The organism is Methylophilus sp. DMC18, from assembly GCF_056314005.1.
In genome coordinates this window covers 328,423-350,665 of sequence record NZ_JBQUZE010000004.1, presented here as the reverse complement: position 1 = coordinate 350,665, position 22,243 = coordinate 328,423, and the positions used below count along the sequence as shown (strand labels likewise).

Below are 22,243 nucleotides of genomic sequence, written 5' to 3'. Positions count from 1 at the left end.
TACACAAACATGAAAAACACATTAATGTGTCAACCATGTCCTAGTACATGTGTCACCTATGTCTCCGGTCTATACAGGGCAAGCAAAGAAAAGTCACTCGCCTAGAGGCGAAAAAGACCATACCATACGACAAGAAATCATCCGCGTGGGCATGCATGCCCACCCTACCTCCTAAGAGTCTCATTTTGAGCCAATCAGCGGCCTGCCAATCCATATCATGACCTTTTAAACCCAACAAAAAAGCGCACTAGTGTGCGCTTTTTTATCTGCCATCAACCCCTTTACCCCAGGTTAGGCGCTAACCACCGCTCCAACCAAGCCTTATCCACATTCCTTCTCTGTGCCATGTCTTCCACCTGATCATTGCCAATCTTATCGACACTGAAATAGCGCGACTCAGGGTGCGCGAGGTAGAAGCCACTGACAGCCGCCGCCGGAATCATGGCGTAGCTGTCGGTGAGTTGCATGTCAATTTCTTCTGCCTGCAACACCTTGAACATCTCGGACTTCACGGTGTGGTCCGGACAGGCCGGGTAGCCAGGCGCCGGGCGGATGCCGCGGTATTGCTCTTTGATCAGCGCTTCGTTGCTCAAGTCTTCATCGGCGGCATAGCCCCAGAAATCAGTGCGCACACGCTCGTGCATGTATTCGGCAAAAGCTTCAGCCAAACGGTCGGCCAGTGACTTGAACATGATGGCGTTGTAGTCATCGTGGTTTTTCTCAAACTCGGCCAGGCGTTTTTCCATGCCCAGACCCGCCGTGACGGCAAACAGGCCAATGTAATCGTCGACCCCTTTAGGCGCAATAAAGTCGGCCATGCACTGGTTGGGGCGGGCGACGCCGTCGATCACCGGTTTTTGCGTTTGCTGGCGCATACCGTACCAGGTCAATGCGACCTGGCTGCGGCTGTCGTCGGTGTAGATTTCGATATCGTCCGTATTCACCTGGTTGGCAGGTAGCAAGGCGATGACGCCATTGGCGCTAAGCCAGCGACCATCAATGATGCGCTTAAGCATGACTTGCGCTTCGGCAAACACCTTGGTCGCGGCTTCACCGACGACTTCATCTTGCAGGATGGCGGGATAAAACCCGGCCAGGTCCCAGGTCTGAAAGAACGGGCCCCAGTCGATATATTGCGCGATAAGCGCGAGGTCGATGTTTTTGAACACGCGGCGGCCGATAAACTTGGGTTTCAGTGGCGCATGGTCACCCGTGAAAGTGAGTTGTGCGGCATTGGCGCGTGCTTCAGCCAGGCTTAGCATGGGCACGCCTTTTTTATTGGCGTGTTGCTGGCGGGCTTTTTCATAGTCGGCCTGAATCTCGGCCAGGTAAGCCCCGCGCGTTTCTGGCGTGAGCAGGTTTTGCATGACGCTGACCGAGCGTGAGGCATCGGGCACATAAATGACCGGGCCGGTGTAATTGGGTGCAATTTTCACCGCGGTGTGCGCACGTGAGGTAGTCGCGCCACCGATCAGCAAGGGGGTTTGCTGCTCGACAAAGTGCGGGTCGCGCTGCATCTCTTTGGCGATGTAGGCCATTTCTTCGAGGGATGGTGTAATCAGTCCACTCAGGCCGATGATGTCCGCATTCTCGCGTTTGGCCATCTCCAGGATTTCAGCGGCGGGCACCATGACGCCCATGTTCACCACCTCGAAGTTGTTGCACTGCAGCACGACCGACACAATATTCTTGCCGATATCGTGTACATCGCCCTTCACCGTGGCGATCACGACCTTGCCTTTGGGCTTGGCGACCATGCCTGTGCGGCGCTCTTCGGCAGCTTTTTCTTCTTCAATAAACGGGATCAGGTGCGCCACGGCGGATTTCATCACACGCGCGGACTTCACCACTTGCGGCAAAAACATCTTGCCTTGGCCAAACAGGTCACCGACCACGTTCATGCCATCCATGAGTGGCCCTTCAATCACGTGAATCGGACGGCCGCCCTTGCTCATGATGTCCTGACGCACTTCTTCAGTGTCGGCGACGATAAAGTCGGTAATCCCATGCACCAGCGCATATTCGAGGCGCTTATTGGCAGGCACCGGGTTTTCAGGGGTGCCGCGCCAGGCCAGCGTCGCTTCCGCTTTTTTGCCGCCTGCGACCAACGTGCCGGCGATTTCTATCATGCGCTCGGTGGCCGCTAATGGATTGTCAGGATCCACCACGCGATTAAGCACCACGTCTTCGACGCGCTCGCGTAGCTCAGGCTCAATATCGTCATACACACCGACCATACCTGCGTTGACGATGCCCATGGTCATGCCGGCTTTAATCGCATGGTAGAGAAACACGGTATGAATGGCTTCTCGCGCTGGCTCGTTGCCGCGGAAGCTGAAACTGACGTTGGACACCCCGCCGGAAATACGCGCATAGGGCAGGTTCTGCTTGATCCAGCGTGTGGCTTCGATAAAGTCCACAGCGTAATTGTTGTGTTCTTCAATGCCGGTGGCAATGGCGAAAATGTTCGGGTCAAAAATAATATCTTCAGGCGGAAAGCCAGTGCTGACTAACAAATCGTAAGCACGCTTACAGATTTCAGTTTTGCGTTCAAACGTGTCGGCCTGGCCTTTTTCGTCAAACGCCATGACGATGACGGAAGCGCCGTAGCGGCGGCACAATTTGGCCTGGCGCAAAAACTCGGCTTCGCCTTCTTTCATCGAAATCGAGTTGACGATGGCCTTGCCCTGCACGCATTTCAGGCCGGCTTCAATCACGCTCCATTTGGAGGAGTCGATCATGATGGGCACGCGGGCGATGTCCGGCTCGGAAGCGACTAGGTTGAGGAAATGCGTCATGGCCTTAACCGCATCCAACATGCCTTCATCCATGTTGATATCGATGACCTGCGCGCCGTTTTCCACCTGCTGGCGCGCCACGCTGAGCGCTTCTTCGTATTGCTCGTTGATGATCATGCGCGCAAACGCTTTCGAGCCGGTGACGTTAGTCCGCTCACCCACGTTGACGAACAGCGACTGCTCATCAATCACAAACGGTTCCAGGCCTGACAACTTGGTCGTCACCGGTAAGGTTGGCAGCTGGCGTGGTGGCAGGTCTTTAATCGCGTTATAAATGGCGTTGATATGTGGCGGCGTAGTCCCGCAGCAGCCACCGGCAATATTGATAAAGCCGCTTTGCGCAAATTCTTTGACCAGGCTGGCCGTGATATCCGGCGTTTCGTCAAAGCCGGTGTCTGACATCGGGTTGGGCAGGCCCGCATTCGGGTAGATACAGACAAAGGTATCGGCGACCTTGCTCAGCTCTTCGGCATACGGGCGCATCAGGGCCGCACCCAGTGCACAGTTGAGGCCGACGGTCAGCGGTCTGGCATGGCGCACTGAATGCCAGAAGGCAGTCACGGTCTGGCCGGAGAGGATACGGCCAGAGGCATCAGTCACGGTGCCCGAGATCATGATCGGCCAGGTCCTGCCCTGTTCTTCAAAGAAACTGTCGATGGCAAATAGCGCGGCCTTGCAGTTAAGCGTATCAAAAATGGTTTCCACCATGAGGATATCGGCGCCGCCTTCGACCAGGCCACGGATTTGCTCCAGGTAAGCAGTCACCAGCTGGTCAAAGCTGACATTACGGGCCGCGGGGTCGTTGACATCCGGCGAGATGGAAGCGGTTTTTGGCGTGGGCCCGAGGGCGCCTGCCACAAAACGTGGCTTGTCCAGCGTGCTATATTTGACGCAGGCGGCCTTGGCCAGCTTGGCGGCTTCGACGTTCATCTCATATACCAGATGCGCCATATGGTAATCGTCTTGCGCCACACTGGTGGCACCAAAGGTATTGGTTTCAATGATGTCGGCCCCGGCCGCCAGGTATTGCTCGTGGATTTCCTGAATCACCTGCGGTTGCGTGAGGGTCAGCAGCTCGTTGTTGCCTTTGACAAACAGCTCGCGTTCGCCTGCCGGGCCCTGAAAATCCTTGAAGCGCTCGCCACGGTAATCGGCCTCGGTCAATTTGTAGCGCTGGATCATGGTACCCATGGCACCATCCAGAATCAGGATGCGTTGGGAAAGCGCCTCACGGAGCCATTGTTCAGTCGCGGAAACCGGCAGTTGCGTCATGCGTATCAACTTGAAAACAAAAGCGATATTTTATCACAAGCACAAGGCGGCTCCTTGCCTGTCGGCGCAAGGCGTAATCTGGAGCATTGGGTGGAAATCCCGAGCTCGCCTAAACCGGATAGGCGAAATAAAAAAATGCATTTAACATAGCGCTGACTCAACGGCGTATGGCTTTATCCATCACGCAGGGACCACACATACAAACGGACTCACAGATGATTTCAGGCTTGGTACAACTTTTTTTATGGCAGGGGCTGGGCGAGCTGCTCAGTAAATTCTTTTTACCCGGCATCCCCGGACCGGTGCTGGGCCTGCTGCTCTTGCTGGTGTTTTTATGTGCCCGTGGGCAGGTGAATGCCGACCTCGGCCTGGTGGCCGACAGTTTCCGCCAGCATCTGGGATTGTTGTTTGTACCCGCCTCGGTCGGCGTGCTGCTGTTTTTGCCCGAGCTGCAAACGCATGCCCTGGCGGTAGGCACTGCCCTGCTGGTGAGCGTGATTCTGACCATTGCCGTCACCGCCATTGTGCTCAAACTATTCTGGTATGTTTCACTCAAGCGCAATAAGGGGCACCGCCATGAGTAAGCGCCTGCCAATTGCCGAAATCTGGGTCTACCTGTCGGGTGACCCACTGTTTGCGCTGATTATTACGCTGGCCAGTTACCAGCTCGGTTATCTGCTGTATGTGCGCGCCAAGCGTCACCCACTGGTCAATCCGGTCGCGATTTCGGTGCTGCTCACCTGCCTGACCATAGACCTGCTGGACATGCCGTATGAAAAATACTTTGAAGGTGCGCAGTTTGTGCACTTTTTGCTGGGCACGGCGACCGTCGCCCTGGCAGTGCCGATATACAACGGCTTCAAGCGCATGCAAGGCAAGATTTTTCACATCTGGGTGGCGCTCACCGTGGGCAGTACGGTGTCTATTGCCAGCGCGGTGGCGATTGCCAAGCTGATGGGCGCGACCGACAACATTGTGGGCAGCATGTATGCCAAATCGGTGACGGCGCCGATTGCCATGGGCATTGCCGAGCGCCTGAACGTGTCGCCGACACTGACGGCGGTGTTTACCGTGATCACCGGCATGCTGGGGGCGATTCTGGCCCCGTATATCCTCAATGCGGTCAAAGTTCAGCAGTGGTGGATACGCGGCACGGCGATTGGGGTGGGCGCGCATGGTCTGGGCATTACGCGCGCGTTTAGTGTCAATGAAGAGGCCGGGGTGTTTGCCAGCATGGCGATGGGGCTCAATGGCGTGATCAGCGCCATCGGCCTGCCCATCGTATTGACCTATTTACGGCCACATTTGGGCTTCTAGCTGACACCCAGCTTACAAACGGCCATTTTGGCCGAACTTGGCGCAAAATCGTATTGTCATTCCAAACGTAAAAGGGTTTAATGTAAGCATTGTAAATCCCATTTACGGCGATCAATGTGTGAAAGCGTCACCTGGCTGATCAAAACGATTAGCCAGTGAAAACAGTGCCTTATCACAGCAATAAACCGTAAACATACACCCCATACTAACAACCATTGATGATAGCCATTCACTGAATATATGGATAAACCTCTGAATACAGCCGCATACAAGCTCAGACTGTGGGTCGTCACAGTGCTGCTGGCTGTGCTCGGGGTGGCCCTGGTGGCAGAGTTCTCTGACCACTCCAGCTACCGTGATGATGTGGTGCGCGTGCGGATTGCCGAGATTAGCGAACCTTCCGCCGATGGTGAATCGCCGTTTCCCTCATTATTGCCTTTGATTAACCTGCCCGCAAGCTTCGTCATTGCCTGCGTGATTCCGTTTGCGCTACTGGCTTTGCCACGTCAGCGCCTGATTAAACACCGCACGGTGGTTCGCCACCTGCACTCACGGGCTCCCCCCGCATCTGTTTAGGCCACTCTGTGCCCATGCGCATGCTGTTACTACCCGATTCAAGTTGATAGTGTTTGTAACCGATGCGCCCTCCCTGTCCTGCATCATGCCCGGTGACATGGTACTGGCGCCCAGAGTCCAACGGTGGGTGAACATTCCCTGGCGGCATACGCCTACAAGATGCCAGATGGCTGTTTAACCAGTATTCCTCTTCAATTTAATTAAGATAAGAACACACTTATGATGAAACAGCACTTAATCGTTTTAGGCTTGCTTGGCTCCCTGCTAGGCGCTTGTCATAAAGAAGAAGCGCCCAAGGAAGAGCTTCCCAAACTGGAAGTCACCACCCCGATGCGCAAAGACACCACGCTGATTAAAGAGTATGTCTGCCAGATTCATGCCATCCGGCATATTGAAATGCGCGCGCTGGAGCGTGGCTACTTGCAGGATATCTTTGTCGACGAAGGCAAATATGTCAAAGCTGGCCAGCCCATGTTCAAGATCATGCCGAATATCTACCAGGCGGAATTGATGCGCGCCAAGGCTGAGGCCAATGCCATTCAGATTGAATACGAAAACACCAAGGCGCTGGCCGAAAAAAATGTTGTGTCGCTAAACGAGCTGGCGATTGCCAAAGCCAAACTCGACAAGGCGCTGGCTGAAGTGAACCTGCACCAGACGCACTTGAACTTTACCGACATCAATGCGCCGTTTGACGGCATCATGGACCACCTGTTTGTGCGGAAAGGTAGCCTGATGCAAGAGGGTGACTTGCTGACCACGCTGTCTGACATCAGCAAAATGTGGGTCTACTTTAACGTGCCAGAATCCGAGTATCTGGACTTTAAAGCCCGTCATGAAGATGAAAAACAGGTCAAGGTGCATCTGCGCATGGCCAATGGCCAGGTGTTTAACCAACAGGGGGTCATCGAAACCATCGAAGCCGACTTTGACAACAAAACCGGTAACATCGAGTTCCGGGCAGGCTTCATGAACCCTGAGCGTCTGTTACGTCATGGCGAGACCGGTAACATCATGATGGATATCCCTTACAAAAACGCCATGCTGATTCCACAAAAAGCGATTTTTGAAATTCTCGACCAACAGTATGTGTTCGTGGTGGGCAAGGATCACAAACTGGAACAACGACTGGTTAAAGTGGCGGCTGACATTCAAGACATGTCCATCATCGAGAGCGGCCTGCAAGACACCGATCATGTGTTGATTGAAGGCCTGCGCCGCGTCACCAAAGGTGACAAGATCATTGAGGACTTTAAAACACCCGACAAGGTTGTTCCTGAACTGAAGCTGTACGCAGAATAACGAAACATCAGGTGAACACATATGCTTAACATATTCCTCAAACGCCCAGTACTGGCCATCGTACTGTCCCTGCTCCTGACGTTTACTGGATTCTTGTCCATTAAAAGTCTGCCGGTCGAGCAGTTTCCAGACATTGCGCCACCGCGCGTATTGATCTTCCTGGCTTATCCTGGCTCCAGCGCCAGCGTGCTGGTGCAATCGTCACTGATTACACTGGAGCGCGCCATTAACGGTGTGCCCGGCATGAAATACATCGTGTCCGACGCGACCAGTGCGGGTGAAGCCACCATCCAGGTCTATTTTGACCAGGGGGTAGACCCGAACGAAGCGATGGTGAACACCAAGGTCAGGCTGGACCAGGTCATCAACCGTCTGCCACAGCTGGTACAACTGGAAGGGGTGATCCTGAACAAGGTACAGCCCAGCATGTTGATGTACGTGAACATGTACAGTACCGATAAAAACGCGGACCAGAAATTCCTCTACAACTACTCACAAATTAACGTGATTCCTGAAATCCAGCGCGTGAACGGCATTGCCTGGGCGCAGATTTTGGGTAGCCGCCAATATGCCATGCGGGTGTATTTAAACCCTGACCGCATGCGGGCTTACAACGTGTCTTCCAAAGAAGTCATGGATGCGATGTCCAACCAGAGTTTGATTGGTCGTCCCGGCCGTTTGGGGCAAAGCTCGGGGCTGCAGGCGCAAGCCAAAGAATACACCCTGGTGTATAGCGCCAGCCGCTATGAAAAGCCTGAGCAATACGAAAATATTGTGATCCGCTCCACACCCTCAGGTGAGATTCTGCGCCTGAAAGACATTGCCAAAGTCATGCTGGGCAGTGAGTTCTACGACATTTACTCCAACAAAGACGGTTATCCTTCTGCCTCGATTGTGTTGAAGCAAAACTACAACACCAACGCGAAAGAAGTGATTGAAAACGTCAAGAAAACGCTGGAAGAGCTCAAACCCACCTTCCCGGCTGGCATGACCTATGAAATCAACTACGACGTGTCACGCTTTGTAGATGCTTCTATCCACAAGGTCTTGCATACGCTGGTTGAAGCGTTTGTGCTGGTATCACTGGTGGTGTTCATTTTCCTCGGTGACTGGCGCTCTACCCTGATTCCGTTGATCGCGGTGCCCATCTCGCTGATCGGGGCGTTTGCCGTGATGAGCTCCTTCGGCTTGAGTATCAACCTGATTACGCTGTTTGCCATGGTGCTGGCGATCGGGGTGGTCGTGGACGATGCGATTGTGGTGGTGGAAGCGGTGCACGCCAAAATGGCTTCTGACCATGTCGGCCCTTACGCCGCGGTACAACGTGTATTGGGTGAAATCGGCGGCGCAGTGGTCGCGATCACCTTGCTGATGACCTCGGTATTTGTGCCGATCACCTTCCTGCCGGGTCCGGTGGGTGTGTTCTACCGCCAGTTTGCGATCACCATGGCGTCCTCCATCGTGTTGTCAGGCATTATTGCGCTGACCCTGACTCCCGTGCTGTGCGCGATGATCTTGAAGAATACGCATGGCCAGCCCAGAAGCCGTAACCCGATCAACCTGTTTTTGGATCTGTTCAACAAGGGCTTTGACAAGGTGACCGACTACTATACGGCCTTCCTCGGCAAACTGGTCACCCAACGTGCCTTGACCTTCCTCGTGATCGGGCTGTTCTCATTCGGGATTGTTTCCATCGTTAAAATCATCCCGGAAGGGTTTATTCCGGGCGAAGACCAGGGCATGATTTATGCGATTATCCAGACGCCACCAGGCTCTACCCTTGAGACCACCTATCAGGTGTCACAAGAGCTGCAAAAAGTAGCGAAAAAAATCCCTGCGGTGCAGTCTGTGACCGCCCTGGCGGGTTACGAGGTGCTGACCGAAGGGCGCGGCTCTAACGCGGGGACGTGTATTATCAACCTCAAGGACTGGGAAGAGCGTAAAGAGACCGTGGCTGACGTGCTCAAGTTGCTCGAAAAAGCCACCGAAAACTTTGGTGCGCGGATTGAGTACTTTGAGCCGCCTGCAGTGCCTGGTTATGGTACCGCTTCCGGTCTGGCCTTCCGCTTGCTGGATAAAACCGGCTCGCTGGACTACCAGAAGTTTGATGAGATCAACAAAGACTTCATGAAGGACCTGGCAAAACGCAAAGAACTAACCGGTTTGTTTACATTCTATGCGGCCAACTATCCACAGTACGACTTGATCATTGATCCGCAACGTGCCATGCAGAAAAAAGTCACGATTGCCGATGCCATGGACAACCTCGACGTGCTGGTGGGCAGTACCTTTGAGCTGGCATTCATCCGCTTTAACTACTACTTCCGGGTGTATACCCAGGCTGCGCCTGAGTTCCGCCGCTTCCCTAGCGACATCCTGAACTACTATGTACGCAATGAAGATGGCGAGATGGTGCCTTACTCAGCCTTCATGACCATGAAGAAACAGCAGGGTCCTAACGAGATTACCCGTTACAACCTGTTTAACTCTGCGGCTGTCCGTGCTGAACCAGCCGTTGGCTACACCACCGCCTCAGCGATTAACGCGATTAAAGAAACGGCCAAGTCATTGCCTAAAGGCTACTCGGTTGGTTGGGAAGGCCTGAGCTTTGATGAAGAGCGTCGTGGTAACGAAAACATCATTATCTTCATGGTGGTGCTGGTATTCGTCTACATGGTGCTGGCCGCCCAGTATGAAAGCTTCATTATCCCGTTTGCGGTCATGCTGTCCTTGCCCGCAGGTATTTTCGGCAGCTTCCTGTTGCTCAAAATGACCGGGCTGGCCAATGACGTGTATGCGCAGATTGGCCTCATCATGCTGGTAGGCTTGCTTGGCAAGAACGCGGTGCTGATCGTGGAATTTGCGGTGCAGGCGCGTGAAAAAGGCGCTTCCATCAAAGAGGCCGCCATCGCCGGGGCAAGAGCACGTTTCAGACCGATCCTGATGACCTCGTTTGCCTTTATTGCCGGCCTGATTCCATTGACGGTCGCGACCGGGGCCGGTGCGATTGGTAACCGGACCATCGGTACCTCGGCCTTGGGCGGCATGTTATTCGGGACGCTCTTTGGTGTGGTCGTGATTCCTGGCCTTTACTATATATTCGCCAGCTTGGCGGACGGTAAAACGCTGATCCGCAAGGAAGATCAGAACCCACTGACTGAGTCCTACGAGTACAACAGACATGAAGAAGAAGACGAACATGACCACTAATAAATATCTGTATTGGCTGGTAAGCGGTGCAGTTGCAGCCATGCTGCAGTCCTGTGCGATCCCCAACATCATGACCAAGGAGGCCGACACCGCCTTACCCGCGCAATATAGTGGTAAAGCGGCCGCAGCCGACACCCAAAGCAGTGCCAGTGTGAGCTGGAAAGAGTTCTTCCAGGACCAGAATCTGGTCTCTCTGATTGATACGGCCGTGGCCAACAATAAAGAGATCCAGATGATGGCGCAGCGTATTTCGATGGCGCAGAACGAAATTCAGGCCAGACGCGGTGCTTACCTGCCTTTTGTGAATGCCGGTGGTGGCATCAATTATGAAAAAACCAGCAAGTTTACCCGGCTGGGTGCGGTCGAAGATGGCCTCAAGATTCATAATCAATCCTTCCCGACCTTTCTTGGCGACTATCAGTTTGGGCTGGTAGCCTCCTGGGAAGTCGACATCTGGCACAAACTGCGTAATGCACAACAAGTTGCCGTGCTCGACTACATGGCGACCACAGAAGGCAAAAGCTTCCTGGTCACCAATTTGGTGGCTGAGGTGGCCAACAGCTACTACGAGCTGGTCGCGCTGGATAACCAGTTGCTGACGCTGCAAAAAAACATTGAGATTCAGCAGAATGCGCTCAATGTGATTCGTGAACTGCAGAAATACGCGCGCTCAACCTCACTTGCGGTCAAACGGTTTGAAGCCGAAGTGAAAAAGAACCAGAGCAAGCAGTACGTGATCAAGCAGCAAATTACCGAGGCTGAGAACCGCATCAATATGCTGCTGGGTCGCACCTCGCAACCAATTGCACGCAACAGCGATGGCTTCATGGAACTACAGCCCAAAGCAGTCGAGACTGGCCTGCCATCACAAATGCTGGCCAACCGCCCGGATATCCGTCGCTCCGAGCTCGAACTGGCAGCGGCCAAGCTGAATATTGATGTGGCCAGGGCTAACTTCTATCCCTCGTTCACCATGAACGCCGGACTGGGCTTTCAGGCCTTCAAGCCGCAGTATTTGCTGAATATCCCAGATGCACTGGGCGCTTCACTGGGCGCGGGCTTGATGGGGCCATTGATCAACCGGAACGCGATCATTGCCGAGTATAAAAATGCCAGTGCCTCGCAAATTGAAAAAGCTTACGAGTATGAGCAAACCATCATCAATGCTTATATGGAAGTGGCGAATCAAATTGCCAACGTCGATAACCTGAGCAAAAACTTCAGCCTGAAAACCGACCAAGTTAACCAGTTGACGCAGTCGATTGACGTGGCCAACCAGCTGTTTAAAAATGCCCGCGCGGATTACGGTGAAGTACTGCTGACGCAACGTGATGCGCTGGATGCCAAAATGGAGTTGATAGACACCAAGCAGCAACAGATGTCTGCCATGATCAATCTCTATCGCTCTTTGGGCGGTGGCTGGCGTTAAGCGTAACCCAAACCAAGCCTAAGCAGATCGCCCAGGCTAAAGCAGGCGATCTGACAAAACAAAGGGATTCCGCAAAACGGAATCCCTTTGTTTTTGCTGTCCTGCGAAATCAATCCACGCCTTCAACCATCCCTTTTGTCTAAGTCACCTAGACCACCTGAGCGTAGCAATGCTTGAGAGCACTCAATCGACCTCGGCACGCAAGTAGGCTACATGGCACATGTGCTGCCTTAACGATGCATATGGTACACAGCCTAAGTTGAATAACGAGTAAACACCACTCACCCAATCCGCTCAAAAGCGACCCTCCCCATGACAAATACCCTTGCTGCAGGATGAAGGCACCCCTGTTTAAACAGGCGTGTGCGTAACGAGCGCTGTGGCAGAGAGTCTGAGGGACAGAAGGCGTCGGCGTTAAAATTACGCCGTGTAGATGACGCTGACAAGCACTCACCCGTGCCTAACCAAACAGGCTAGCCACGGGCAAGTTATTAGAATGGGTGCTTATTTGCCGAGCAGGTTATCCAGCGAGCGCTGGTCCAGTGCGCCCAAATAGGTCGGGCATTGCTGGTTGATGACGGCGACCCAAGCTGCACAACCGTCTAAAGGTTGCTGGCTGGCTGGCACGGTCAAACCAAAATCTGCTGGTTTGCGCGGCGGGACTGATTTGTTGCCAAACCACATGACGCGCTTGTCCTTAGACAACGCGAAACAGCTCTTGGCCGCTTCACGCAAAGCCTCGCGCGCATCGCTCAGGCTGCCGCAAGCCGCACTGCCGTCAACCTCCATCAATTGTGCACCGACTTCATAGCGGGTTTGGTCCACCGTCAATATCGTACCGGCAGGCTTGTATTCATTCATGACCGCATAAAAGCCAAACAGAAAAATCAGCATGCCCAGGGAAAGGCCACGATGCTGCTTCTCAAATACCTCAATGCCAAAATAATTCACCGCCAGCGCCATCAGCGTCAAGGCAAATGCGGCCATAGCCACCATCTTGTGCGGAATCTGTATCTCATAAATCCCCCAGGCAAACGCGATTACCGCGATGGCAAGGGTGACAATCCGCATCATTTTTTTATTCATTGCAACACACGCTCCACTAACTAAAGATAGAGGCAGTAGTGGCCCTCGCCACCGCTCACCCACGCGCAACATCTTAACCGATTTGCCTGAATGATTGATATTGATGCAGCCCGAATGTTCGCAAAGACGGTGCCAAATTAAGCTTGCTGTAAGTTTGCCGCCAGCCAATGCTCAATCACCACCACCAGATACGCCTGTTCCTCCAGGGTCAGCGCTCGGCCAGCAGGAATCTGGTGCCATTTGGATAAACATCCCCGGCAACATGTAGCGGTAGCATGTTGCGCGACAAACACCGGATGTCCGCGCATCGGCGTTTGCTGACCGTCATTGGCCGGAGTAGCCGGGGCCAGCCGCTCGGCAATAAATTTTTCTGCATGGTCTAGCACCACCGCCAACCCTTTTTGTTGCAAATAGTGCTGGTCTTTAGGGTTTAATTTGAACCGTGCGCGAAAATCGGAGCGTTGCAGGGCTTGAAACAAGGCTTCGAGATCGCGCATGGCCTACACACCACAATCAGTGCAACTGCGAAAGGTGCAGATCTCGCAGTTTTGGCGCCTTGAACGCCGTCACCCCTACCACTGCCAGCGTCATGCAGCCCCCAAACACCACCGAGGGCACCAACCCCATGAGTCTGGCGGTGAGCCCGGACTCGAACGCACCTAGCTCATTGGAAGAACCGATAAAAATGCCGTTGATGGCCGAGACGCGGCCGCGCATGCCATCGGGCGTGGCCAGTTGCAGAATGGTTTGCCGTAACACCACCGAGACGCCGTCCATCATGCCGGAGATGGCCAGGATCAGCATGGCTAATTCAAAATTGGTGCACAAGCCAAATGCAATCATGCACGCACCAAAACCGGCCACGGCAAACAGCAGCCAGCGGCCACTGTGCTCATGAATCGGGTGTTTGGCAAGCCAGATGCCGGACACAATGGCGCCCAGTGCGGGGGCGGCACGTAATAACCCCAGGCCTTCGGGGCCCATCTGGTAGATATCGTGCACAAAGGCAGGCAGCATGGCGACAGCACCGCCAAATAGCACGGCGAACATATCGAGCAGTTGCGCGGCGAGCACCACTTGCGTACGGCGGACAAAACGCAAGCCTTCAGCGATGCTGGCAAAGACTTTCATTGGCTCATGGCTATGGTGCTCGGTCACGCGCAAGGCCAGCGCAGCAACACATGCGGCCAATGCCAGCAGTGCAGACAGCCCATAAGCGATAGATTTGTCAGCAAACCCAATCAGCAAACCGCCGATGGCGGGACCGACAATGAGCCCAATCTGAAACATGGAGCTGCCGATGCCAGAGGCCTTGGCGATGGAGGCACGCGGGATAATCAGGGCAAATAGCGTGTTATAGCTGGGGGAGATCAACGCACGTGCAAAGCCGGTCAGGCAGACCGTGCCATAGATCCACCAGGCAGTATGGGCGGGCTGTTGTTGCGTAATCATCACCAGTAACCCGGCGTTCACCGCCAGAAAAAAAGCCGACACGGCGGCAAAACCGCGGCGCGAGAAGTAATGATCCACGGCATGCCCCGCAAACAGTGCGCTACCCATGTAAGGGACCACTTCTGCCAGGCCGACCAGCCCCAAGGACCAGGGATCGTGTGTCAACTCGTAGATATGCCAGCCGATGGCAACCATCATCATCTGGTACGACAGCACCATGAGGATGCGGTAGGCAAGCAACTTGGGGAATGCATAGCCCTGATGGGCAAGAATCTGGCGGATGGACAAAGACATAGGCAAGATTATACGCTATCGCTTCACATGGCTGCGGCGTGCAAAATCGCCTACAATCTGCAAGCGGGTGCGGTGAATCAGGCAGTAGGCGGTAACGCTGATGAGCCGTCGTTGACTCCGTGCGACTCTGCCGATATAGATGGGGCGCACCCGCAAGTCTTAAGCAACCGATTAAATGCGGCAAGATTTAATCGGGTAAGATGCCGGCCTGCTATCGCAAGCAGTCTGCCCCTTAACTAAAGGTTTATTTTCATGACATCACGTATTTCAGTATTCAGTTTGTGTTTTCTCTGGTTTGTGACGCTTTGCGCACATGCAGAGGAAAGTTTCGTCACCAAAGAGCCATTCAGGCAACCGGCAAAAATGCCTTCGGCCATCGTGACTTTGCTGGCGCAAGAGCCGTCGGTGGCCAATAGTGCCAGTTGCGGGGAATCCAAGCCTGCCGCTTTACTGGAAACGCAAGTGTTACGCCTGAGCAAAACGGCAAAAGCTTATTTGGTGAAACCAGCACATGCTTGCCTGTGCCGCGATGCCGCTTGCCCGGTGTGGTTGTTTCAAATGAGAGGGGCGGCGGCCAAGCTCATTTGGCATACCCCTGCCGCAATCAAGGTGGCCGTATTAGACAAAAAATTTGATGGCTACCAAAAACTGGGCGAAACCGACGGCGATGCAGCGGCAGGGAGTGAGACGCACTGGTCTTGGGACAATACGCGTTATAAACAAACCTATAAAAATACCTGGACCATGGACGCCGACAATAAATGCCGCTTGGGCGAGGAAACGATCCATCTGGTGGATGGAAACATTGTGAACCATACCATCAAGTGTCCCCAGGAATAACTCTCGAGAAGCTCATGCGAGGCTAAGATGCGCATCGTGATCCAGAGACTGTTGCTGGGACTGGCATTACTGCTGACATCCCCCGCCATGGCGGCGGACACCATGCAACTCTGGATCACCGTCGATTGGGAAGGCTTGTCGCTGGATGAAGACAATCTACAGGCCATGCAACGCTTTCGGCAGCAGTTTCCAGACATTCCGATGTTGCATTTGGTCAATCCGGTCTATTTTATCCAGCCTGGGGTCCATCGCGCCCAGGTAGGCAGCCTGATTCGCAGCACGTTTTTACCGCAGGACACGGTGGGATTGCATCTGCACCCCATGCGCACATTGGTTGAGTATTGCGGGCTCACCTATCAGGCCACGCCCTCGATTTCTGGCCGCGATGAACATTGCAGACAGGCCAGTTGCGGTCATTCTGTCAGCCTGGAGTTTGCTTACAGCGAGACCGAGCTGACGCGGCTGGTGCATTGCAGCAGTGATTTGATGGTGCAAAACGGCTTTAACCGTCCCCGGCATTTCCGCGCCGGCGCCTGGCAACTGGGGCCCAAGTTGCAAGCCGCACTGGTTGCGAATGGCTTTTATTGGGATAGCTCGCGCATTGATGCGCGTTTGCTGACCACGCGCTGGCCCAGCGACAGTCCCCTGATCAAGGGATTGCAACAGCTGCATGCGGGCAGCACACCGCTGGAACAACCGTATGCTTTGTCTTATCAATTGATGGAATACCCGGATAACGCCGCCCTGGCGGATTACACCAACACGCAACAACTGTTGCGCCTGTTTGAAGCTTTATTGAACCATGCCCCTGCCGTCATGGTCTTGGGATTTCATCAGGAATCGGCTGCAGACTACCTGTTGCAACTGGAGCGCGCCATTCCCCACATGCAGCGACTGGCAAAACAGAAAAATGTCACGTTGGTGTGGATGCCCTAATCGCCGCGAGAACGCATGGACTTATTTGCACAAGACACCCCCTCTAAAGTGATGCTGGCCCCGGGTGCCTGCTGGCTATCCGGCTTTGCGCTGCCCTGCATGCCAGTGCTTTGGTCTTGTCTGGCACAGCATCTGTCTGCCCATCCACCCCGGCAGATGATGACGCCCATGGGTTACCCGATGTCAGTGCGCACCAGCAGCATGGGTGATTGGGGCTGGGTAGGCAGTGCGGCTGGCTATGGTTACCAGGCGGCTGACCCCGCCAACCATCAACCCTGGCCAGCGATGCCGGAGGTGATTTTACAGCTGGCTGCGACCGCCGCGCAGCAGGCAGGCTATGCCGACTTTGTGCCCGACAGCTGTTTGATCAACGTGTATGCTCCCGGCAGCAAAATGGGCTTGCATCAAGATAAAGATGAGCAGGATTTTACGCAGCCGATTGTGTCAGTGTCGCTCGGCCTGCCCGCCACGTTTCTATTTGGCGGCCCCAGGCGGACGGACAAGCCGGTGAAAATCCCGCTGGTGCATGGCGATGTGGTGGTCTGGGGCGGCGCCAGCCGGCGCTTTTATCATGGTGTCGCGCCAGTTCAGCTTGGGCAGCACCCGCTCATTGGCCCGCAACGCATTAACCTCACCTTGAGAAAAGCGCGTTAGCATCTCGCCCTGACAACGCCTTAAGAATAGCCGCATAAACGCTGATGAAGATCAAAAACCCCGCTCACTTCCGGGTTGCATCTGTTTTTCAAAAGAGTAAACTGAAACTGTCTTATCTATCCAACATTTGCTGAATGATCCAGCAAAACCCTGATAAGACCCTTTCCGAAAACAAGGAGTTTGTCATGAATTTACAACTTACAGGACACCATTTAGAAATCACTCCAGCACTGCGCGAGTACGTATCATCCAAGTTCTCGCGTATCAGCAATCACTTTGATCATGTGATTGATGTCAAAGTCACCATGTCTGTTGAAAAGCTTGCCCAAAAGGTTGAAGCGACATTGCATGTGCCAGGCAACGACTTACACGCCGCCTGCTCAGACGAAAACATGTACAGTGCCATCGACATGCTGACCGACAAACTTGACCGCCAGGTCGTGAAACACAAGGAAAAAAATGGCGACCACCACAAATCCGGTGGCGCTGTGAAACACCAGTTAAGCTCATAAGCCTTAACGCCATTCTCTACCCGACCGGGTAGAGAATTCACCCCGCCCCCGCTACTTTTACGCCGTTTCACGCCACCCGAATCAATTCAGTTGTAAAATGAGTCCAACACTTTGTTGATGCGTTAACAACTTATGGCTCAAATCTCCGTAGCCGATTTATACAAGCAGATTCGCAGCAAACTCAAATTGAAATGGGTAGCAGGCGAGTCTGGCGGTCAGAAAATTCTCAATTCAGGCACTGTGACCAAGCCTTCACTGGCTCTGGTCGGGCATTTGAATTTTGTGCACCCCAACCGGGTGCAAGTGTTGGGCTGTGCCGAAATGGACTACCTCGGTGGGCTCAGCATCCTGGCCATGCAACAGGCGGTAAGCAACCTGTTTTCAACCGACCTGGCCATGGTCGTGGTCGCCAATGGTGAAAAAGTACCCTCGGTCATGCTGGAAGCCGCACAACAATCGCAAACCCCCTTATTCACGACACCCATGATCAGCCCGCAACTCATGGAATTACTCAGCCATTATCTGGCAGTGGCGACGGCAGAAACCACCAGCCTGCATGGTGTGTTTATGGAAGTACAAGGCTTTGGTGTGCTGATTACCGGCAGTGCGGCGATTGGTAAAAGCGAGCTGGCGCTCGAGCTGATTTCACGGGGACACCGGCTGGTGGCAGATGATATTGTGGATTTTTACCGGGTCTCGCCCGAACGCATTGAAGGCCGCTGCCCGGAGCTGTTGCAAGACTTTCTGGAAGTGCGGGGTCTTGGCATTTTGAATATCCGCGCACTCTATGGCGATAATGCAGTCAAACCAACCAAGCCGCTGGATATGATGATACAGCTGGAGCTGGCCGACGAATTGAAACCGCAAGACCTGGACCGGCTCAGTGCCAACCGGCAGACGCAACAAGTGCTGGATGTAGAGATCAGCAAGGTCATTATCCCGATTGCGGCCGGACGCAACATTGCGGTACTGGTAGAAGCCGCCGTACGCAATCACATGTTGCTGTTGCGTGGCGTGAATGCCACCAAACAACTGACACAGCGGCAAAAACAGATCATGCTCAGAGAAAGCAAATTACGATGACATCCACAGGGTTAAGCACATGCAACTGGTGATTGTGACCGGGCTCTCCGGCTCAGGTAAAACCATTGCCTTGCGCGTGTTTGAAGACAGCGGCTATTACTGCATTGATAACCTGCCTGCCACCTTGCTGCCGCATATCCAGAGCCATGTAGCCAACCGTGATGCGGCCAAAGTGGCGGTGAGTATTGATAGCCGCAGCATTGCGATTGAGTCTTTACCCGACATCCTGAAAACCCTCAAGAGCCAGGGCATTGCCGCGCATCTGCTGTTTCTGGATGCCAGCCTGGAGACGCTGGTCAAGCGCTTCTCTGAAACCCGGCGCAAACACCCGCTCAGCACGCCAGATCAAGCACTGGCCGAGAGCATTAAACATGAGCGTGATTTGCTGTCTGGCCTGAATAATCTGGGCCACCATGTGGATACCAGCAACTTGTCATCCAATGCCTTGCGCAACCACACCCGGGACTGGATGCTGCAAATTGAACAAAGCTATTTGCCCGCCCGCTCGCATTCCCTGGTGCTGTCGTTTATCTCGTTTGGCTTTAAACATGGCATTCCACTCGATGCCGACTTTGTGTTTGACGTGCGCAGCCTGCCCAACCCGCATTACGATCCGATTTTGCGACCCTACAATGGCACGCAGGCGCCGATACAGCAGTTTTTGCAAAATGAAGCACAGGTGCTTGAAATGCAGCAAGACATTCAGCACTATATCGAAAAATGGCTACCAAGCTTTTATCACGACCATCGCAGCTATGTCACGGTAGGCATCGGCTGCACCGGGGGGCAACACCGTTCCGTCTATCTGGTGGAACAATTGGGGGCGTATTTCAAGCAACAGCATCAAGTCATGATTCGCCACCGCGAACTGCAGGATGCCGCCGCGATCGCTACCCCGTAACGAGACTCTGAAAGTACATTTATGATTGGTGTTTTGATTATTGCGCACGGTAGCCTGGGACCCAGCCTGATTGACTGCGCCACGCATGTGATGGGCAACCGCCCGGCACAGCTGGATTATCTGGAAATTTCAAAAAATGATGACCCGGCAACGGTACTGCCCAAGGCGCAGGCACTGGTGCAAAGCCTGGACAGTGGCCAGGGGGTGCTGGTGTTGTCAGATATTTATGGTGCAACCCCGTGCAACATCGTCACCAAACTGCTGACACCAGACGAGACCGAGGGCGTGGCTGGCGTGAACCTGCCCATGCTGGTGCGCGTGCTCAACTACCGTCACGAGGGTTTGCACTCCTGCATCCAGAAGGCCCTCAGCGGTGGCCGCGACGGCGTTGTCCACTTTACCAAAACCACTTGTCATCACGCACAATAACCACATAAAACATGGCCAAACTTTCTTTAGAAATCATCAATAAACTCGGCTTGCACGCACGCGCCTCCACCAAATTCACCCAAACTGCCAGCCAGTTCAAGAGCGAAGTCTGGGTGGAAAAGAATGGCCGTCGAGTCAATGCCAAAAGCATTATGGGCGTGATGATGCTGGCCGCCGCCAAGGGCAGCACCATTGACATTGAAGCCACCGGCCCGGATGAAGAGCAGGCGCTGGCCGCACTCGAAGCACTGGTTAACGACTATTTTGGCGAGGGTGAATAATTGACCAGCTTTAGCATGCATGGCGTCGGTGTATCGAGTGGCATTGCCATCGGCCATGCACACCTGATTTCGCATGCCCTGCTCGAAGTCGTGCACTTCAAAATTGAGGCGTCTGCCATCGACGAGGAAATTGCCCGCTTTGAACGCGCCATCGGTCTGGTCAAGCACGACCTGGAACAACTCAAAGCACAACTGCCCAAAAATGCCCCGGCTGAACTAAGTGCCTTTATCAATACCCACTTAGCCATGCTGACTGACAAATCATTGTCAGAAGCGCCTAAAGCCATTATCCGTAATGAGCTGTGCAACGCCGAATGGGCGCTCAAACAGCAAATGGATGATATCGTCGCCCAGTTTGACGCGATTGAAGACGCCTATTTGCGTGAGCGCAAGCAGGATGTGGTGCAGGTGGTCGAGCGTGTGATCAAGGTCTTGTTGGGCCGCGACCAACTCGCCGCCAGCGAGAAAAAACTGCAAGCCAGACAAGAGCGCGCCATGATTCTGGTGGCGCATGATGTCTCCCCGGCAGATGCCATCCAGTTCAAACATCACCAGTTTGCAGCCTTTATCACCGATGTCGGCGGGGTTACGTCACATACGGCGATTCTGGCCCGTAGCCTGAATATTCCGTCCATCGTTGCCTTGCAGCGCGCCCGTGACCTGATCAATGACGGCGAACTGATGATCGTCGATGGCAGCGAAGGCGTGGTCATCGTCAATCCTGACCCTGAGGTGCTGGCGGAATACCAACTCAAACAAAACCAGTGGCAACTCGCCCAGCAAAAGCTGCAACGGATTAAAACCACCAAAGCTGTCACCGTGGATGGGGTGGCGATTGACTTGCTGGCCAATATTGAAGTGCCGGACGATGTGGTTGCCGCCAAAGCCTCGGGCGCCGTCGGCGTAGGCTTATACCGGACCGAGTTCCTGTTTATGAATCGCACCGAAATGCCCGATGAGCAGGAGCAGTTTGAAGCCTACAAACATGTGGCGGAGGCCATGAAAGGCCAGCCGGTCACTATCCGCACGCTGGATATTGGCGCCGACAAGCAACTGAACCCGGATGAAGTGGTGACGGCCATCAACCCTGCGCTGGGCTTGCGTGCCGTGCGCTATTGCCTGGCCGAGCCGCATATTTTTCACAGCCAGTTCCGCGCCCTGTTGCGTGCCTCGCACTATGGCCAGGTGAAAATCCTGATTCCCATGCTGTCCAACCTGGCAGAACTGCGGCAAACCAAACTGCTGTTCGCCCGTGCCAAAGAATCGCTGCGCCAGCAAGGCATCCCGTTTGACGAGCAAGTGCCTATCGGCGGCATGATCGAAGTACCGGCCGCTGCCATCAATGCTGACGCCTTTGCGCAGGAGTTGGACTTTTTGTCCATAGGCACCAATGACCTGATTCAATATACGCTGGCGATTGACCGTGCCGACGATGCGGTGGCACATTTGTATAACCCTTTGCACCCAGCCGTCTTGCGCTTGATCCAGATGACGATTGCCGCCGCCGCCAAATATGACAAGCCGGTCTCGGTCTGCGGCGAAATGGCGGGTGACATCAAACTGACGCGCTTGCTGGTCGGCATGGGCATGCGCCAGTTATCCATGCATCCGGCGCATATCCTGAGCGTGAAGTCGCAAATCCTGCAGAGCGAAGAAAACGTGCTGGCCAAACAAGCCAGAAAAATTCTGTCGCTCAATGATCTGGAGAAAATTGACCCGCTGATTAAAAAATTAAATGGCGAAGTGCACTAACGCTGCACGGATGCCCTTGTATTAAACAAAACTCATCACCATCATCAATATATACAATGAGCCAAATGCGAACATTTGGCGAATAATACGCCTCTATCATCTATCGCATTCAACAAAGG

Annotated in this window: 19 protein-coding genes; 15 read left to right on the top strand and 4 right to left on the bottom strand. The window is 54.0% G+C overall.

From position 1 onward, the window contains the following. Positions 1-281 precede the first annotated feature (281 nt). A complete protein-coding gene (metH, locus tag ACT53G_RS11580; protein ID WP_476169470.1) occupies positions 282-4,070 on the bottom strand; it encodes a methionine synthase in 3,789 nt (1,262 codons plus the stop codon). Positions 4,071-4,285: 215 nt separating this feature from the next. On the opposite strand from metH, the gene ACT53G_RS11575 reads away from it, so the two are divergent. The 6 genes from ACT53G_RS11575 (at position 4,286) to ACT53G_RS11550 (ending at position 11,904) form a co-directional block, all read left to right on the top strand. Next, positions 4,286-4,654, top strand: a complete 369-nt coding sequence (locus ACT53G_RS11575) for a CidA/LrgA family protein (RefSeq protein ID WP_194748945.1) — start codon at positions 4,286-4,288, stop codon at positions 4,652-4,654. Then, positions 4,647-5,387, top strand: a complete 741-nt coding sequence (locus tag ACT53G_RS11570; RefSeq protein ID WP_194748946.1) for an LrgB family protein — start codon at positions 4,647-4,649, stop codon at positions 5,385-5,387. The genes ACT53G_RS11575 and ACT53G_RS11570 overlap by 8 nt, the downstream gene beginning before the upstream one ends. Positions 5,388-5,627: 240 nt before the next feature. Next, complete coding sequence (locus ACT53G_RS11565; RefSeq protein ID WP_313984976.1) at positions 5,628-5,963, top strand: hypothetical protein; 336 nt, start codon at positions 5,628-5,630, stop codon at positions 5,961-5,963. Between the two features lie 219 nt (positions 5,964-6,182). Then, positions 6,183-7,265 carry an efflux RND transporter periplasmic adaptor subunit gene (locus ACT53G_RS11560; protein ID WP_275357881.1) on the top strand — a complete coding sequence of 361 codons (1,083 nt, stop codon included), beginning with the start codon at positions 6,183-6,185 and terminating at the stop codon, positions 7,263-7,265. Positions 7,266-7,286: 21 nt separating this feature from the next. Further along, positions 7,287-10,475 (top strand): efflux RND transporter permease subunit, encoded by a 3,189-nt coding sequence (locus tag ACT53G_RS11555; RefSeq protein WP_476155994.1) that lies wholly within the window; start codon positions 7,287-7,289, stop codon positions 10,473-10,475. Then, the gene (locus ACT53G_RS11550; protein ID WP_228518856.1) at positions 10,465-11,904 is read left to right on the top strand and encodes a TolC family protein; all 1,440 of its coding nucleotides are present in this window, start codon (positions 10,465-10,467) and stop codon (positions 11,902-11,904) included. Before ACT53G_RS11555 ends, ACT53G_RS11550 begins: the two co-directional genes overlap by 11 nt. A gap of 504 nt (positions 11,905-12,408) precedes the next feature. On the opposite strand, the gene ACT53G_RS11545 is transcribed toward ACT53G_RS11550, so the two are convergent. From ACT53G_RS11545 to ACT53G_RS11535, 3 genes are all read right to left on the bottom strand, one after another. Next, positions 12,409-12,990 (bottom strand): hypothetical protein, encoded by a 582-nt coding sequence (locus ACT53G_RS11545; protein WP_313984966.1) that lies wholly within the window; start codon positions 12,988-12,990, stop codon positions 12,409-12,411. Between the two features lie 137 nt (positions 12,991-13,127). Next, the gene (locus ACT53G_RS11540; protein WP_194748951.1) at positions 13,128-13,487 is read right to left on the bottom strand and encodes a DUF4186 domain-containing protein; all 360 of its coding nucleotides are present in this window, start codon (positions 13,485-13,487) and stop codon (positions 13,128-13,130) included. A gap of 16 nt (positions 13,488-13,503) precedes the next feature. Next, positions 13,504-14,736 (bottom strand): MFS transporter, encoded by a 1,233-nt coding sequence (locus ACT53G_RS11535; protein ID WP_275357888.1) that lies wholly within the window; start codon positions 14,734-14,736, stop codon positions 13,504-13,506. Between the two features lie 252 nt (positions 14,737-14,988). Here ACT53G_RS11535 and ACT53G_RS11530 point away from each other — a divergent pair, with 252 nt between their 5' ends. The 9 genes from ACT53G_RS11530 to ptsP all read left to right on the top strand — a co-directional run bounded on the left by ACT53G_RS11530 (position 14,989) and on the right by ptsP (position 22,124). After that, positions 14,989-15,576: a hypothetical protein gene (locus ACT53G_RS11530; protein ID WP_275357889.1), complete on the top strand. Its 588-nt coding sequence runs from the start codon at positions 14,989-14,991 to the stop codon at positions 15,574-15,576. Positions 15,577-15,603: 27 nt separating this feature from the next. Beyond that, a complete protein-coding gene (locus tag ACT53G_RS11525) occupies positions 15,604-16,512 on the top strand; it encodes a polysaccharide deacetylase family protein (protein ID WP_338655752.1) in 909 nt (302 codons plus the stop codon). 15 nt (positions 16,513-16,527) lie between these two features. Continuing rightward, positions 16,528-17,166, top strand: coding sequence for a DNA oxidative demethylase AlkB (alkB, locus tag ACT53G_RS11520; RefSeq protein ID WP_476169469.1), 639 nt, complete (start codon positions 16,528-16,530; stop codon positions 17,164-17,166). 185 nt (positions 17,167-17,351) lie between these two features. Continuing rightward, positions 17,352-17,678 carry a ribosome hibernation-promoting factor, HPF/YfiA family gene (gene hpf / locus ACT53G_RS11515; protein WP_194748955.1) on the top strand — a complete coding sequence of 109 codons (327 nt, stop codon included), beginning with the start codon at positions 17,352-17,354 and terminating at the stop codon, positions 17,676-17,678. A 132-nt stretch (positions 17,679-17,810) separates the two neighbouring features. Beyond that, on the top strand, positions 17,811-18,761 hold the full coding sequence (hprK, locus tag ACT53G_RS11510) for an HPr(Ser) kinase/phosphatase (RefSeq protein ID WP_194748956.1): 951 nt from the start codon (positions 17,811-17,813) through the stop codon (positions 18,759-18,761). A 19-nt stretch (positions 18,762-18,780) separates the two neighbouring features. Next, positions 18,781-19,662 (top strand): RNase adapter RapZ, encoded by an 882-nt coding sequence (rapZ, locus tag ACT53G_RS11505; RefSeq protein ID WP_338655754.1) that lies wholly within the window; start codon positions 18,781-18,783, stop codon positions 19,660-19,662. A 21-nt stretch (positions 19,663-19,683) separates the two neighbouring features. Next, the gene (locus ACT53G_RS11500) at positions 19,684-20,091 is read left to right on the top strand and encodes a PTS sugar transporter subunit IIA (protein WP_194748958.1); all 408 of its coding nucleotides are present in this window, start codon (positions 19,684-19,686) and stop codon (positions 20,089-20,091) included. 11 nt (positions 20,092-20,102) lie between these two features. Beyond that, positions 20,103-20,372, top strand: coding sequence for an HPr family phosphocarrier protein (locus tag ACT53G_RS11495; RefSeq protein WP_476169468.1), 270 nt, complete (start codon positions 20,103-20,105; stop codon positions 20,370-20,372). Beyond that, positions 20,373-22,124 (top strand): phosphoenolpyruvate--protein phosphotransferase, encoded by a 1,752-nt coding sequence (gene ptsP / locus ACT53G_RS11490; RefSeq protein WP_313984942.1) that lies wholly within the window; start codon positions 20,373-20,375, stop codon positions 22,122-22,124. It begins immediately after the preceding gene. Positions 22,125-22,243: the final 119 nt, after the last annotated feature.